The sequence below is a fragment of the Zhouia amylolytica AD3 genome (genome assembly GCF_000511935.2).
Taxonomy (GTDB): Bacteria; Bacteroidota; Bacteroidia; order Flavobacteriales; family Flavobacteriaceae; genus Zhouia; species Zhouia amylolytica.
In genome coordinates, this window is the sequence record NZ_AYXY01000019.1 from 315,694 (window position 1) to 330,574 (window position 14,881).

Sequence of the window (14,881 nt, forward strand, 5' to 3'; positions counted from 1 at the left end):
CCCCCGGTTAATTATAAGGGTTACTTGATGTTATCGACGGGATTGATGTCTAAACGAGTACCAAATGGATCTACAGCCACATACTGAGGTTTCTTATCTACAATAAAATGCAGCACTGTTTTTTCCTTTACTAAATTTTGATTATCCAGATAAATAATGTCTTCATCTGACTGAATTTCAGAAGGGTGTTTCGTAAAAACCCCCACAGGAACCGGTTCATTAATGGTTATTTTTTTTTCACTCCCGTCTTCTAAGGTTTGATATCGTTTTGCAACGATACACATGCTCACCTGGTATTTCCCATTTTCCAATGATTTTATTTCTACGTCTTCTACTTTTAAATCATAAGTGATGATTTTTTTAAACCAATCGTCAATCAAAGCATGATATTTACCTGGAGTCTCCTTATAAAGTTCGTTGATAAAGGCTATTGAAGTTACAGAAAATGGCGGTGCCGTTCTTTGCTCTTCCAGCAGCCGCTTTAAAACCTTGTTGACTTTGCTTTCTCCTATTAATTCACTTAAAGCATACAGAACGGTATGAGCCTTGCCATACGAAAGAAAGCGCTCCCCTTCTACCTTGTATAAAGGCGATTCCAGCTGCTCATGATAGGAACGACCTGAAAAATAAAGCCGGTTGGCATTCTCACTGAGATCCCAAAGTGCTCTTTTTCCATACATTTTCTCCATAACCATAGCTTCTGTGTACTTGGCAAGTCCTTCTATCAATAAGGCTCCTCCTGCAACAATCTTTGGCGTTAACCCATGTCCCCACCATTGATGCGACACCTCGTGAATCGTCCTTTTTGCAACCAGGTTGAATTCCTGTTCTTCTCTTACATCCGACAAATACAACCTGTTTTCCACCATACTGATAGTGCCCGGATGAGCATAGCCACCCATGGGCCAATGCCCCGGTACCTCTGCAATTCGGAGGTGATTGAAGTCGTAATTCCCAAAATTAGAAATACAATATTCTAAAGCATATCGTGCTGATCTTTGAATCTCCTTAATGTTAAACTGATGTTGGGGATGAAAATACTGCTCTATCCTTATTCCCTTGTAATGATCAACCAAAGTATCATAACAGGCTGAGAAATATCCCGCTGTTGGAACTACTTTATCTTTGGCTTTGTACCTGTAGTACTTTCGATCCTCCTCCGTCCACTTTTCGGTTAAGTCTCCTGAACCAATAGCTATTTGATCGATACTGGTGGAGATGAGAGTTTCATAAGTCACCTTCCCAAATCCCATCGCTTCATTTATGATATGTTCATCACTAACTACACTGGATTCTAAGGGTGGTAAGTCCCTTTTTGTACGTTCGTAACTATTTTGTATTTCTAATCTATTCCGATACCCTAAGACCGGACTAAAATCCTTATGCATGATGTAACTTCCATTTTCTATAATGCCCGGGTTAATTTCATATCCCTTTTGTTTATAGTTGATTTCATATCGCATTTGAATGGAATCTTTAGGTGCTAATGGCTCGGCGAGTTGAAACAGATAAACTCCCAGTTCCGGATCCTGTTCTATTAAAGCAGCATTTTCAAAGCTTAAGAATTTCAATGGTTCCTTTTCAGTTACAAAGATCTCTGTCAATCTTTCTGTTCCTTTATTCTGCAGGATATATTCAGCCTGTACCTTGAACTGCCTTTTATGTGGGTATAAATCTACCTTAGTTTTTATGGACAATGGAAATAGCTGGGGCAAGGTATCATATTGCTTGTATAATCGCTCATAGACTTCCCTTTTGTTTATGTAATCGGCCGTACTATGGTAAGATACCTCAATATTGGTATTATGGTATATGACTGCACCGGAATACAAAAAAATAACCGACAAACAAATTAGAATTAAATTGCTCTTTTGATTCCAGCCGGATCGCAATATCCGCCAACGATAGTGAAGCCGTGTAACTTCTCCTCTTTTCCACAATTTATAACTGAAGAACACCAACAAAAATGCAATTGCCAACCAATATAACGCGAGGTGATTAAACATTTTGGTTTGATCACCGTATCCATTCATATTTGTATATCCGGGTGTTGGTAAGGCTCCAAAATGGAATAAAGGATGTTCGATACCCAGGAAACCGGCTACCTGAGTTCCCAGCACAATTATCAACACTCCGGTAAGTGTCATTCCTATATATTTATTATTGAACATCGTATGCATAAATAAGGTGATTGAACTGTATATAAACACAGGAATACCTTGATGATAAAGCATCATCAGGTATTGTTTTAATTCAAAGTTGTAATAACCTAAGCTCATTTGAAAACCTAAACATATTAAGATCCCGGTAACCATCAGTACCAAAGGCAATGTCACTAAGGTTATAACTTTTGAAAAGTAAAGTGTTCGGTTTTCCACAGGTGTAACGTCTACAATAACATGTAAACCATGACTTCGATCTCTCCAATACAATTCACCTCCATAAAAAATAATAAGGATGGTACTAAGAATGGCTAAGGGCTGAGATATCAATCCTATCAGGAGGTTAGTTGTCGGGTATAAACTATCATTGTACTGCCCCCCCTGATGAACTCTGGAATAGATTTCGGATATTACAATAATGATCCAGCAAATTGAAATGGCTACAAAAGGAAGGCTTTTAAACACTCCAATTAAATCTGCTTTAAGTAGGGAAAAAAAAGCTTGTCGCTGACTTCTTTTGGTCAATTCCGGTATCACGGGCTGATATGCCTTCATTTCCATAGACTCAACCGCTATTACCCCTCGCCTTTTTATGGTTTTACTAATATTTCGATATGAAAAACGCCTGAAGGTAATAAGCAACAGTAGGAATGCAACTGTGAACCACAGCATTCTGTTCCACATAAAATAACCCGAGAAAGCAATCATTTCCGTGTTTTTTTGAAAAGGCGTCCAATATTGCGTCTGCTCAAAAAATGCTGAAATCGCAAAGGGATCAGAAATTGCCGCTATAGCCATACCTTCAGGAGAAGCCGGTACAGCCTGTGCCATTAACGGAGAATTTAAGTAAATGGAACTAATAAAATACAAGGTATAGATACCTACAGCACTCACATAGATGGCAATGTTATTTTTGGCGAAAAGTCCGACGGAAAAGATGATAGCCGAACCGATAAATATATTAGGCATAATGATACAACAAATGGCCCATGCGTAGTGTGAAAAATCAAATGAGCTTATTCGTCCGGGATCAATGCCTGGTAAAAAGGTACTGATGAGGAAACCAATTAAAAACATAGAAAAAGTCAGTACACTGCTAAGGTATACCCCTAAAAACCTGACAACAAAAAAGCGAAGCTTTTTTAAAGGGGTTGAATACACTAATGGAGCCATATTAAATTGCTTGTCGCGAAGAATACCACTGACTGTAAAAAACATGATAATGAATACACTCCCTAAAGTAAATAATGATGTTATATGGGCTATAGCGTAAGCGGAATTATAAAATAGTTCGCCTCTCGTAGCGCCTTGCTTTCCCATTAAAATACCAAATCCAAGAAAAAGTATAGAAAGCCATAGAAATGCACGTTGTCTTAACTGATAATAAGCTTCAAACAGAATTAGATGTCTAAACATAGATATCGAATTAAATTGATTGATGAATTAATGAAGAGAAATACAAATCTTCCAGGTTCGCTTCCACCGGCTCAAAATCGAAGCCCGGGTGTGGGTCTGAAACGACTCGAATCTGGGTTTCTCCGGAGATTAAACGTGCTGAAATAACATCGAAAGTTCGATGGTAGGTATCCAAATCATTTTTTGTGATGATTTTAGACCAAATCTTGCCTTGCAGTTTCTTGACCAGGTCTTTGGGGTTTCCCTGCTCTATAATTTGTCCTTTTGACAAAATAGCCATGCTTTTGCATAGATCGCGTATGTCTTCTACAATATGGGTAGACAAAATAACCACTACGTTCTCTCCTATTTCACTTAACAAATTCAGAAAGCGATTACGCTCTGCCGGATCCAATCCTGCGGTAGGCTCATCCACTATAATCAATTGTGGGTTTCCTAATAAGGCCTGGGCAATTCCGAACCTTTGTTTCATTCCTCCTGAAAAGGTGTATACTGATTTTTTACGATGATCGTATAGGTTGGTCTGTTGCAGTAAAGCTTCGATTTGGTTCTGTCTCACTTTCTTGCCGGTTATACCCTTTAATACCGCGAGATGATCTAATAGTTTTTCTGCAGATACTTTAGGGTATACTCCAAACTCCTGAGGCAGATATCCTAGTTGCTTTCTTATTTGCTGTGGGTTTTGCACAATATCGACCTCGTTAAAAAGTATTGATCCGGATGAGGGTTCCTGAAGGGAAGCAATGGTACGCATTAAAGACGATTTACCTGCCCCATTGGCTCCCAACAATCCAAACATTCCATTGGTGATATCTAAGGAAACCCCACTTAAAGCTTTGGTTCCATTTGAATATGTTTTTGTTAAATTTCTTATTTTTAAGGTGTTCATATCATAAATGTTAAATATGGAATACGAACTTATAATACCTTAAAAATTTATCCCATTTTTTATGATATACACTATTCAAAAGGCCATGCATCAGTTGCTATTGGAGTCCAAATGAATTCATATTAAATAAGGATCGGTTGGATTAAAAAAATATCCTGTTCATCAAAATTTTTATTCTATGTGTCTCTGGTGACTTATTTTTGACCTATGATGAGATTTTTAAAAAAATACAAAGCCTTCTTTTTTGGAGCTGTAGTAACTATATGTATCCTTATAATCCTGAAGGTTACCGGAATTATAATCATCAATCCTAAAGCATGGGTAGAAAACACTTTACTTTTTCTATTTTGGTGGCTCTTTATTTCTATACCCATATATAAGTTTACATACATTCGAAAACAGAAGCAGTTGCTTTTAAAGCTGTTGATCTTGTGCGTATTATTAATCCTGATCGTAGCCATTGACAGCACTCTCGAGATCAGAGACAACCCTATCACCATAAGCTTATTAATTGCATTCTGGCTTGGGGTTACGTATGTAATTGCACCAGGGTTTTTCAATAAATATAAAGTACCTGCATTGTTCGTTTACGGCGCCATTCTGATTTACTTTTTCTATGCAAGATTCGGAAATTCATATTTTGAAGTACACAAAGAACGCGTTGTTTCATTTTTATTAATTCCCATTCCCTTTTTTATAGGGTTATGGGTGTTTGAACAATGGAAATGGGTGAAATCGCTGGAAAATGACAAAAAGGAAGCGGAACTTGCCTTATTAAAGAGTCAATTGAACCCACATTTTTTCTTTAATACCTTGAACAACCTTTATGGCCTAACTGTAGAAAAATCAGATCAGGCTCCCGAAATTGTATTGAAGTTATCGGACATGATGAGATATACCATTTATGAAGGAAAACACGATTGTGTTCCGCTTATAAATGAGTGCTCCTATTTAGAGAATTATATCGATCTGCATCGCATCAGATATCAAAAAAATATTGAGATACAATTTACTCATGACATCGATAAAAATGTGGAGGTAGCTCCCTTACTCTTTATAGTATTATTGGAAAACGCATTCAAACATGGCGTCGAAAGTATGGCCGAAAATGCTTATATTCATTTGAATTTAAATACCACACCAAACAAAATTGAATTTCAAATTGAAAACAATTTTGACATTAGTAATACAAATACCAAACCCGGTATTGGTATAAACAATTTAAAACACCGTTTAAACCTTATATATCCAAACCGACACAGGTTTAAAATAATTAAAGAAAATAATACCTTTATTGCACGTTTGGAAATAACTCTTGTATGATCTCATATATTATCATTGATGATGAGCCCATTGCTCATAGAATAATTGAAGGATATTGCGAACATTTACCACAATTAAAAAAAGCTGGTAATTGTTTCAATGCATTCGAGGCCATGCAGTTATTAAATGAGCAACAAATTGATCTTCTGTTTTTAGATATCAATATGCCCAGGCTTTCCGGGCTCAGTTTTATTAAAACACTTTCAAATCCTCCCGAAATAATCATAACCACCGCTTATAAAGATCATGCATTGGAAGGGTATGAACTGAATGTGTGCGATTATTTATTAAAACCATTCAGTTTTGAGCGCTTTATGAAAGCCATCAATAAAGTGTCCATAAACATAGCATCTTTGTCTAAAAATGGAACATCAACTCCTGATGATATCAGTCTTAAAAGAATCTTCCTTAAAGGAAATAAAAGGCACCATCAAATTGATATCGATCATATTTTGTTTATTGAAGCTTGTGGTAATTATTCAAAGGTGGTACTCCTCAATGAATCTATTGTATGTCATGAAAAAATTTCTACATTAGAACATATGCTTCCGTCAAAAAAGTTTTTAAGGGTTCATAAATCATTTCTTGTTGCTCTTGATCATATTGATATCATTGAAGGAAACAGAATTTTAATCAAACAACATAAAATACCAGTCGGACAAACTTATAAAGCGGCAATTAATCACTTAATTAAACATTAAATCTTGTTAAAGACCTGAATTTCGTTTCAATTAAGTAACTTATCATACATCAATGCAGTACTCATTGAATGTTCATAGGTTTGATTAAAATTTATTCTAATGGAATTGAAGCTTATTAATAACGAGCCTCAAAAAAGGTTTGAGGTGCACTACGAAAACTCTATAGCATTTGTTGACTATAAATTGTTTAAAGGTGGAATTGCATATATACATACGGAGGTCCCCAAAGCATTAAGCGGTAAAGGCATTGGGTCATTTTTGGCCAAAGGGGTATTGGATTATGCGGACGAGAACGGATTAAAAGTAAAGCCATATTGCCCTTTTATCAAAGCCTATATCGATCGACACGTTGAATACCAAAAGAACTCAATTTTTCATCAGAAAGACGAAGGTGTATGAAATCGGGAAGATTAGAAGCTTTTAGCGATGGTGTATTGGCCATTGTAATTACGATCATGGTGCTGGAGATGAAGGCCCCCGAAGAAATAACACTCGAAAGTCTATTCAGTGTTTGGCCTGTCTTTATTAGTTACCTGTTAAGTTTTATATACCTGGGAATTTATTGGAATAACCATCACCATTTAATGCAGGCTACGGAAAAAGTTAACGGAACCATATTATGGGCAAATTTACATCTGTTATTCTGGTTATCCTTAATCCCGTTTTCCACCAGTTGGCTTGGTGAAAATTATTCGGCCCCCCTGCCGGTAGCACTATACGGTTTTATTTTACTTATGTCTGCAATTGCCTATCGAATATTAGAAATCGCACTTATAAGATATCATGGTAAAGAACACGTACTTCAAAAAGCCCTTAACAAGGGAAAGAAAGAACTAATTTCTATGGTCCTTTACATCATTTCAATTCCCGCTGCCTTTATTAATATTTGGCTTGCTCTTGGTTGTATTGTGTTTGTTGCTATCCTCTGGATTGTTCCTGAACGGAAAATCGAAAACCTTATTAAAGAAAAGAATGAATAATATTTCAGGGATAAAAGCCTGTAAACGTGATATAAACAATGAATTCATAAAACTTTTTCAAGTCTAAATAATCTATATTTCTCAACTGTCCGTAAGTAATTATAGAAAACAATTAAATTTAGATATGAAAAAAGTAACGATCACATTACTGACTTTTGCACTACTAACTTCATGTGTTTCAAAAAAGAAATATGTTGCACTGGAACAGGAAAATGGTGAAATAAGAAGTCAGCTTCAAAAAACAGAAGTTGAGAAAGAAGAGCTAGAGGCTAAATTTGCAAAAATCCAATCACGTGTGGATGAATATAACAGCAAAATAAACTCATTAACAGAAGAAAACAACTCAAAAATGGTTGCTGTTGATGACGTAGCGGTTATTTCAAATGATGCACGCGAACAAATGCGTGAAACCCTTAAAAATGTAGATCCTGCTATCGTAAGTCAAGCGACATCTCTAAAGGACTCTATGAATATTGCTGTTTCATACAATCTACAAAAATCTTTAGATAACAGCACCTTGAATGAAGATGAAGATATTGCAATTGATATCGACGAAACGGTAGTGATGATTTCAATTTCTGATAAAATGTTATTCAATTCAGGAAGCTATAGAGTGAGTAATAAAGCAAATGCCATACTTCAAAAAATAGCTGATATCATCAACTCTGAAGAGAGCCTTGATTTAATGGTAGAAGGTCATACAGACAATAAACTTTTACTTGAATCTGCTGGTATCAGAGATAACTGGGATTTAAGTGTGTTACGTGCTACTTCTGTTGTACGCAAATTACAAAACGATTACGATGTGGCTCCTGAAAAATTAATCGCATCAGGAAGAAGTTTTTATCAGCCGCTTGTAAGCAATGATACAAAGGAGAACAGAGCTAAAAACAGAAGAACTCGAATTGTAATCCTTCCGAACATTGACAAATTCTTTGCTTTAATGGCTTCGAATCAATAAATAAAAGATTTATTCTTTTCTAAAAGACGGCTTAGGCCGTCTTTTTTTATGCCTTGCTATTAGGCATAATAATAAATTAAATGATGAAAAAGCCTATCTTTGTCTATACATGAAGACAAACCAGCTCTATAGACAAAATAATTCCCGCATTTATTCGCGTGCTTATGGAGTTATCAGATGCCAACCACATCGGTTTGTTCCTCCTTCCCTCTTATAATTATTTACCCCCTTCCCCCTAAACAAACTTATTCAATCCGCTTATTGGTTATGGCTTTTAGCTATTAACATTAAAACCCTTTATTTTGAAACAGCTCTTGTGGTTATTATTCATTTTTCCCTGTTTGGGTATCGCACAAGATAAACCCCAGATAAAATTTGGTGGTGCCTTAAGATTTAATTACATCTATTCTTCCTGGAAGCCGGAACAAAAACAGCAGGGCGGAGATTTTATGTATGATATGTTTCGTGTAAATGCCAAGGCTTCCTATCTGGGTATTAAGCTAAACGCGGAATACAGGTTGTATTCTGATGAGTTTGGAGGGGGTGTTTTAAAACAAGGTTGGCTCAGTTACAGCTTTAATGAAAACGATCAAATACATATTGGTCTCACACAGGTACCGTTCGGTATTCAACAATACAACTCTCATAACTGGTTTTTTAATATAGGTTATTATATAGGTCTGGAAGACGATCACGATATTGGCGTTAAATTCATTCATGAGAAAGAAGAAGGGTTCAATTACCAAATAGCATTTTTTAAAAATGCTGAAGCCATTGCCTTTGGGGGCAATAGTGATGTTTCTTATAGCAGGTATTCCTATGATGTTTCATCTATGGACATTGACGGCGACGGAGTACTTGATTATCGAAATAAAGAAATCAATCAATTCAACTTTAAGTTCAATTACAAATTAAACCATGGTGATTTCAGACATCAAATGGGTGCTTATGCCCAATATGGCGGACTCTATAACCTCGATACCAAGGAAGTTGGATCGCATCATGGTTACGGTGTTTTTTATGAGTTGGATTTTAAAAAAATCAATATAAAATCCGAACTATTACATTATACGAAATCTCCAAAAAATCCGGAAAGCGAGCGTAGCGAGTTATTTGCCATGGCGGCCTATGGAGCTCCTTATTTAGTAGCCTCCAAAGCTGATATGGCTACCTTGGCTGTTGCCTATACACTCCCAGTAAACTGGAAACCAATCCAAAGTCTTCAGTTTTATAATGATTTTGGCTATATTAAAAAGAGTGCTCAGGGGTTTGCCGATAGCTATATGAATGTTACCGGTATAGGCATAGCGGCAGGTCACTTATATACCTATATAGATTTTGCCGCTGGTAAGAATCATTCCTGGCTCGGCGGTAATTTTATTGATGATTTTGCCCAGGGTACCCCGGATGCGAAATGGGAAGCCAGGTTTAACATAAACATTGGATATTACTTTTAAATAAAGTCTATTATGGCAAAAAAAATTATTAGAAGCGACGAAAAGAAATCAATATTCGGGTTGGAAATTAACGGTCCTGTATTCTTTTCCTCTGCCATTATCATTATCATAACCATTATTCTAACCTTATCCTTCAAAGATACTGCCAAGGAACACTTTGAAAACATTCAAACCTTTGTTTCCAACAAAGGAGGATGGTTTTTTGTTCTCATGGTAAATGTCTTCCTGTTTTTTATGGTATTTCTGGCCTTTAGTAAATACGGAAGACTCAGAATCGGTGGTCAGCATGCTAAACCGGAATTTAAAACAATTTCATGGTTTGCCATGCTTTTTAGTGCCGGTATGGGTATCGGATTGTTATTCTGGAGTATCTCTGAACCGATTACCCATTTTAACTCCCCTCCTATTACCGCTGAAGGTGGTGCTGCCGCCGCCCAGGAAGCTATGAACTTTACATTCTTACACTGGGGATTTCATGCCTGGGGTGTATATGCACTGGTCGGACTGGCATTAGCTTATTTTACCTATTCAAGAGGGCTCCCTTTAACCATTCGGTCTGTGTTCTACCCGTTTCTGGGAGATAAGGTTTATGGCATTATAGGTGATATCATTGATATTTTTGCCGTATTAGCTACCATTTTCGGTCTGGCTACATCTCTTGGATTGGGTGTCAAGCAAATAGCTGGCGGCCTGGATCATGTATTTAACATACCTGGCGGACTCACTACACAAATAACACTAATTGCAGGAGTTACCGCTGTTGCAACAATATCGGTGGTACTCGGGGTTGATAAAGGTGTTAAATTCCTGAGTGAATGGAACATGCGGATCGCTGTCTTGCTTTTACTTTTGGTTGTTATTTTGGGACCAACGATTTATATATTTCAGTCATTTGTTCAAAACACAGGTAGTTATTTTTATAATTTTCTGGAGATAGCTACCTGGACCGAAAGCTATAACAATACCGGTTGGCAAAATAGCTGGACGGTCTTTTACTGGGGCTGGTGGATAGCCTGGTCTCCATTCGTAGGGATCTTTATCGCACGTATTTCAAAAGGGAGAACCGTTCAGGACTTTATTTTAGGCGTACTGATTATCCCTGCCCTGGTGACCTTCTTTTGGATTAATGCTTTCGGAAGTACTGCTGTTCAAGAGGCACTATTGGGCGATTTAACTATAGTCAATGCAGTTAAAGAAGATGTGGCAACCGCTATGTTCGTATTTCTGGAAGATTTTCCTTTAGCCACGGTATTAAATATAGTTGCTATTATTCTTGTTGCCGGATTCTTTATTACCTCTTCCGATTCCGGATCACTTGTAGTAGATAGTATTACTTCTGGAGGTAAAATAGATGCCCCCGTAGGACAGCGTGTATTCTGGGCAGTAACAGAAGGTACGGTTGCTGCAGTATTACTTGTCGGCGGAGGTCTTCAAGCATTACAAACAGCCGTCATCGTAACCGGATTACCTTTTGCCCTTATTTTACTGGTTATGTGCTATTCACTCTTAAAAGGATTAAAAGAAGATTTATTTAAGCTTAAGAAAAGAGAACAACAAAAAGAAATAGATAATTATAAGGATATTGTATCCGGAATCGTTAAAAAAAGAAATATTAAAGAACCTAATCAGAAGTCATGATGCAAACCATTAACAATATACTCGTAGCTCTCGACCTGTCAGACATCGACGAGACGCTCATTAAGTATGCGGCATATTTAGCTGATTCACTACAGGCTGAAAAGGTCTATTTTGTACACAACATAAAAAAGTATGAGATCATCGAACTCTTTGAAGATGAGCTTGCTGAACTCAACCTTGAGGAAATGATAGGTGATGAATTAAACGAAACCGTTGCACATAATTTCAAAAGCAAGGTTGAATGGGAAGTGTTGATTTCTAATGATCCATATACGGAATCGTTAATCAATTATATCGTCAATAAATACGAAATACAATTAACCCTGGTTGGAAACAAAAACAAGGTAAAAGGTACCGGGGTGATGAGTGGCAAATTATTGCATATGCTCAAATGCCATATCCTTAGTGTGCCTAAGAACATTGCTCCGGAAATTACGAAGCTATGTATTGGAACAGATTTTTCCAATGCTTCCAGAAAAAGCTTTGTGATGGCCAACTTCCTTAGAAAGAATGTTGGATGCAAGGTGAAAGCAATGCACATTTATAATGTTCCTTTGCAGTTCTCTCCCTATTTGCCAAAAGAGAATTTAATTCCGACCATTGAAAAGCATATTGAAGAAAAATCAAAAAAATTCATTAAACGACTGAAAGAATATGGAGATGGAATTGAGTTTGAAATTGTTCCCGGCAGAAGTTCCAGCGTACCTGAAAATCTTATACATCAATGTTTAAAAGAAAAGTTTGATATGTTGATGATATCTGATAAAGGAGGAAATACCTTCTCTTCACTCGTTATTGGTAATGTAACTGACGAATTGTTTAATGAAGATCTTGAATTTCCGTTATGGGTGTGTAAATAAATGTAATAGCGGTTATTCTACTTCTTTAACTACAACCATGGATGCTTTATAACCTGTAGCCAGGTTCCATTGTTTGGCGGATAACAATACTCCATTTTCATCATAGACTCTGAACTCAGCCGTATTAGGGCCGGAAGTACCCTGATTTAACGCTTTAAACTCTATGGTGTTGAATCCATCTTTCAATGGAACTGAAATGCCTTTAGACATATTAGTCAACACCACACGAACCTGAACCACCTCGTCGTTGATAATGACTTTAACCATATCCCCATCTTCCAGTTGATGATCTCTATACCTGATTTCTATTTTACCTGAAGTCGTCTTAATATCTCCAAGAAACTGATTTCTTTTAAAAACAGCCATGTTTTCATCCTCTCTTGGACGAACACTTTTGTTGAGGCGTTGTTCCAGGCCAAGCCCTTCTCCTGCACGAAGAAGTTTACTTTTTTCACCAAACCCCAGACTTTTACTCCTGTCTATTAATGGTTCCGGACGCCTAAGATTAGGTGAATTCAATAATGAAAAATTACTTTTCTCCTTTTTATTTAAATCCGGTTTAGGGACATCAGATGGCGGTGCAATAGCTGAAGAGTCAGCTGGAATGACCAACTTAATCTTCTCCTTTTCAATTTGAGCATTGATACTCGAAAATGAAAACAATAATACTATTAACACCAATATCCTCATTCTTAAATAAATTTTGACTAAAATATTATTTTTATAAACTGATAGACAAAATTCAACACTTAAACTATCGTTAAAATCTTATTTCTTGTCGCGTTCAATTTGCCTGCTTATCTTTTTAATTGCTGATTCAATAGACTTTTCCGGTTCAATTACATTGTACTTACCCCAAAAATCAGGATCTAGAAAACCTTCGGCTTCATCTGGAATAATCGCGGTTCTCTTTAAACGTTCCTTTCCTTTCGGACGCTCATAGTCTTTATCACTTTCCCAGTTGGTAATGGCCATTTCACTTTGTAAAGTAAAGACTGAATTAAATAACTTTCTTTTCCAATTAATTTTAAATTCTAACTGTACATTACTATGACCGTAATACCACTTACCATTATTCTGTCTGTAATCAACCCTGTAAACTGCCTCGGTTGGATAAACTTTAGCATTTTTGGGTTTCTTTCTTACCAGCAAATCTGATGCCACTTTTCTATTCTCAACATTTAAATTATAAACACCAGTTACCAGTGCATAGGTCTCAGCATCTATATATAACCTGCCATAGTACAAAGGAGTAACCACATTTGGCTTTTGTTTGAAGCGCACCACATACACTAATTTTTCGTTTATACGTGTAGATTTATCCATTTCAAAATCGTAGTAATTCATAAATAAATCAGAGAAAACGTATTCAGGATACTTCATTAAATCAACATGAAGTGTATTATAAGGACCTCCTTCCAGTTTAAGTGTTAGGGTGTCTAACCGCTCATAATCTGTTTTCTTTCTGGCTTTATATAAACTCACTATATCATCCCTGTTTGATGTATACGGGGTTTTATGAATTTTAATTACGGCCTCTGCCAAAGAAACATTTCTTCTTCGCTTTTTAATTGTTTCCCTGTAAAAAGCAGTCATTAAGGTCGGATAATCTATATAGTTTTTAGCCTTATTGGACAACATCTTCTCTACCAGCATTCCTGGATTATCTGCTTCGCCAACCATTACCTCAGGAAGTTCAGTAACCAACATCGTAAGGGCTATAATATTTTCTTCCCCGTTGAGTTCGCTTAATCTGATCCAGCGTTCCTGGTATCCAAGAAAGGTTACTATAATCTGTTGTTCATCTATAGACTTTGGAATCTTCAACACAAATTGCCCCTCGCTATTGGTGACCGTGCTGATATTGGTATTAGCCACATTAAGGGAAGCAAAAACCAAAGGTTCGTCTGTTTCAATGTCAACAACAGTACCTTTGTATTCCTGGTAAGACAAGGTATCCTGAACTATTGGCTCATGATTAAAGGTTTTAGCCTGCACTTGATATTGAAGCACAAAACAGCAGCTAAATACAACTATTTTTATAAAAAGATTTTTGGTAAAGCGTATCATTACTATAAACGTTAAAATATTCCTTATATAAAGTTAGTATATTTTAACCAATATAGCCTATTTCTTGAGATGGTAGGCTAAAAATATATGTCGACAATGAAATATTGACCAACGAAAAAACGCTGGACAAATGTGAAATAAAAGCCAATGTTGAGAAACGATCGTTAAATAAATTCTATTGCAGTGATATCATTCTCGAGGAGTATACCATTAATTCCTTCTAAAAAATCAGCATACTCAACACCATAAATTTGATATAGCATAGTAGATACATTAAGGGGTTAAACAATTATTTACTGCCTGGTTTATCAATCATTAATAATTTAATAATGCATAATTAAACATTTTTTCACATTTATAAAAGCTTTTTATCTAAAAATCAGCATTTTAACCTTAAAAAATATCTGATTATCGAGTAAAGTTC

12 protein-coding genes are annotated in these 14,881 nt (G+C 36.3%); 8 read left to right on the forward strand and 4 right to left on the reverse strand.

Annotated elements, in window-relative coordinates; translation table 11 throughout:
- Positions 1-20: 20 nt before the first annotated feature.
- Both P278_RS06030 and P278_RS06035 read right to left on the reverse strand, forming a co-directional pair.
- Positions 21-3,578, reverse strand: a complete 3,558-nt coding sequence (locus P278_RS06030; RefSeq protein ID WP_038263811.1) for a M1 family aminopeptidase — start codon at positions 3,576-3,578, stop codon at positions 21-23.
- 10 nt (positions 3,579-3,588) lie between these two features.
- Positions 3,589-4,467, reverse strand: coding sequence for an ABC transporter ATP-binding protein (locus P278_RS06035; protein ID WP_038263813.1), 879 nt, complete (start codon positions 4,465-4,467; stop codon positions 3,589-3,591).
- Between the two features lie 207 nt (positions 4,468-4,674).
- On the opposite strand from P278_RS06035, the gene P278_RS06040 reads away from it, so the two are divergent.
- The 8 genes from P278_RS06040 (at position 4,675) to P278_RS06075 (ending at position 12,387) form a co-directional block, all read left to right on the forward strand.
- Positions 4,675-5,790, forward strand: a complete 1,116-nt coding sequence (locus P278_RS06040; protein WP_038263816.1) for a sensor histidine kinase — start codon at positions 4,675-4,677, stop codon at positions 5,788-5,790.
- Positions 5,787-6,491 (forward strand): LytR/AlgR family response regulator transcription factor, encoded by a 705-nt coding sequence (locus P278_RS06045; RefSeq protein WP_038263817.1) that lies wholly within the window; start codon positions 5,787-5,789, stop codon positions 6,489-6,491. The genes P278_RS06040 and P278_RS06045 overlap by 4 nt, the downstream gene beginning before the upstream one ends.
- A gap of 99 nt (positions 6,492-6,590) precedes the next feature.
- Positions 6,591-6,890 (forward strand): GNAT family N-acetyltransferase, encoded by a 300-nt coding sequence (locus P278_RS06050; RefSeq protein WP_038263820.1) that lies wholly within the window; start codon positions 6,591-6,593, stop codon positions 6,888-6,890.
- Complete coding sequence (locus P278_RS06055; protein WP_038263823.1) at positions 6,887-7,471, forward strand: TMEM175 family protein; 585 nt, start codon at positions 6,887-6,889, stop codon at positions 7,469-7,471. Before P278_RS06050 ends, P278_RS06055 begins: the two co-directional genes overlap by 4 nt.
- A 124-nt stretch (positions 7,472-7,595) precedes the next feature.
- Positions 7,596-8,432: an OmpA/MotB family protein gene (locus P278_RS06060; RefSeq protein WP_038263826.1), complete on the forward strand. Its 837-nt coding sequence runs from the start codon at positions 7,596-7,598 to the stop codon at positions 8,430-8,432.
- Between the two features lie 302 nt (positions 8,433-8,734).
- Entirely contained in the window at positions 8,735-9,889 is a 1,155-nt protein-coding gene (locus P278_RS06065; RefSeq protein ID WP_038263829.1) for a hypothetical protein, read from the forward strand.
- Between the two features lie 12 nt (positions 9,890-9,901).
- Positions 9,902-11,527 (forward strand): BCCT family transporter, encoded by a 1,626-nt coding sequence (locus tag P278_RS06070; protein ID WP_038263833.1) that lies wholly within the window; start codon positions 9,902-9,904, stop codon positions 11,525-11,527.
- The gene (locus P278_RS06075; protein WP_235444257.1) at positions 11,524-12,387 is read left to right on the forward strand and encodes a universal stress protein; all 864 of its coding nucleotides are present in this window, start codon (positions 11,524-11,526) and stop codon (positions 12,385-12,387) included. Before P278_RS06070 ends, P278_RS06075 begins: the two co-directional genes overlap by 4 nt.
- Positions 12,388-12,399: 12 nt before the next feature.
- On the opposite strand, the gene P278_RS06080 is transcribed toward P278_RS06075, so the two are convergent.
- On the reverse strand, positions 12,400-13,077 hold the full coding sequence (locus P278_RS06080; RefSeq protein WP_051413438.1) for a hypothetical protein: 678 nt from the start codon (positions 13,075-13,077) through the stop codon (positions 12,400-12,402).
- 78 nt (positions 13,078-13,155) lie between these two features.
- A complete protein-coding gene (locus P278_RS06085) occupies positions 13,156-14,400 on the reverse strand; it encodes a carboxypeptidase-like regulatory domain-containing protein (protein WP_161808347.1) in 1,245 nt (414 codons plus the stop codon).
- Positions 14,401-14,881 lie beyond the last annotated feature (481 nt).

Excerpts from the sequence above, each read along its gene's own strand:
- P278_RS06030 (WP_038263811.1), bottom strand. The coding sequence starts at position 3,578 with ATGTTTAGACATCTAATTCTGTTTGAAGCTTATTATCAGTTAAGACAA.
- P278_RS06035 (WP_038263813.1), bottom strand. The coding sequence starts at position 4,467 with ATGAACACCTTAAAAATAAGAAATTTAACAAAAACATATTCAAATGGA.
- P278_RS06040 (WP_038263816.1), top strand. The coding sequence starts at position 4,675 with ATGATGAGATTTTTAAAAAAATACAAAGCCTTCTTTTTTGGAGCTGTA.
- P278_RS06045 (WP_038263817.1), top strand. The coding sequence starts at position 5,787 with ATGATCTCATATATTATCATTGATGATGAGCCCATTGCTCATAGAATA.
- P278_RS06050 (WP_038263820.1), top strand. The coding sequence starts at position 6,591 with ATGGAATTGAAGCTTATTAATAACGAGCCTCAAAAAAGGTTTGAGGTG.
- P278_RS06055 (WP_038263823.1), top strand. The coding sequence starts at position 6,887 with ATGAAATCGGGAAGATTAGAAGCTTTTAGCGATGGTGTATTGGCCATT.
- P278_RS06060 (WP_038263826.1), top strand. The coding sequence starts at position 7,596 with ATGAAAAAAGTAACGATCACATTACTGACTTTTGCACTACTAACTTCA.
- P278_RS06070 (WP_038263833.1), top strand. The coding sequence starts at position 9,902 with ATGGCAAAAAAAATTATTAGAAGCGACGAAAAGAAATCAATATTCGGG.
- P278_RS06075 (WP_235444257.1), top strand. The coding sequence starts at position 11,524 with ATGATGCAAACCATTAACAATATACTCGTAGCTCTCGACCTGTCAGAC.
- P278_RS06080 (WP_051413438.1), bottom strand. The coding sequence starts at position 13,077 with ATGAGGATATTGGTGTTAATAGTATTATTGTTTTCATTTTCGAGTATC.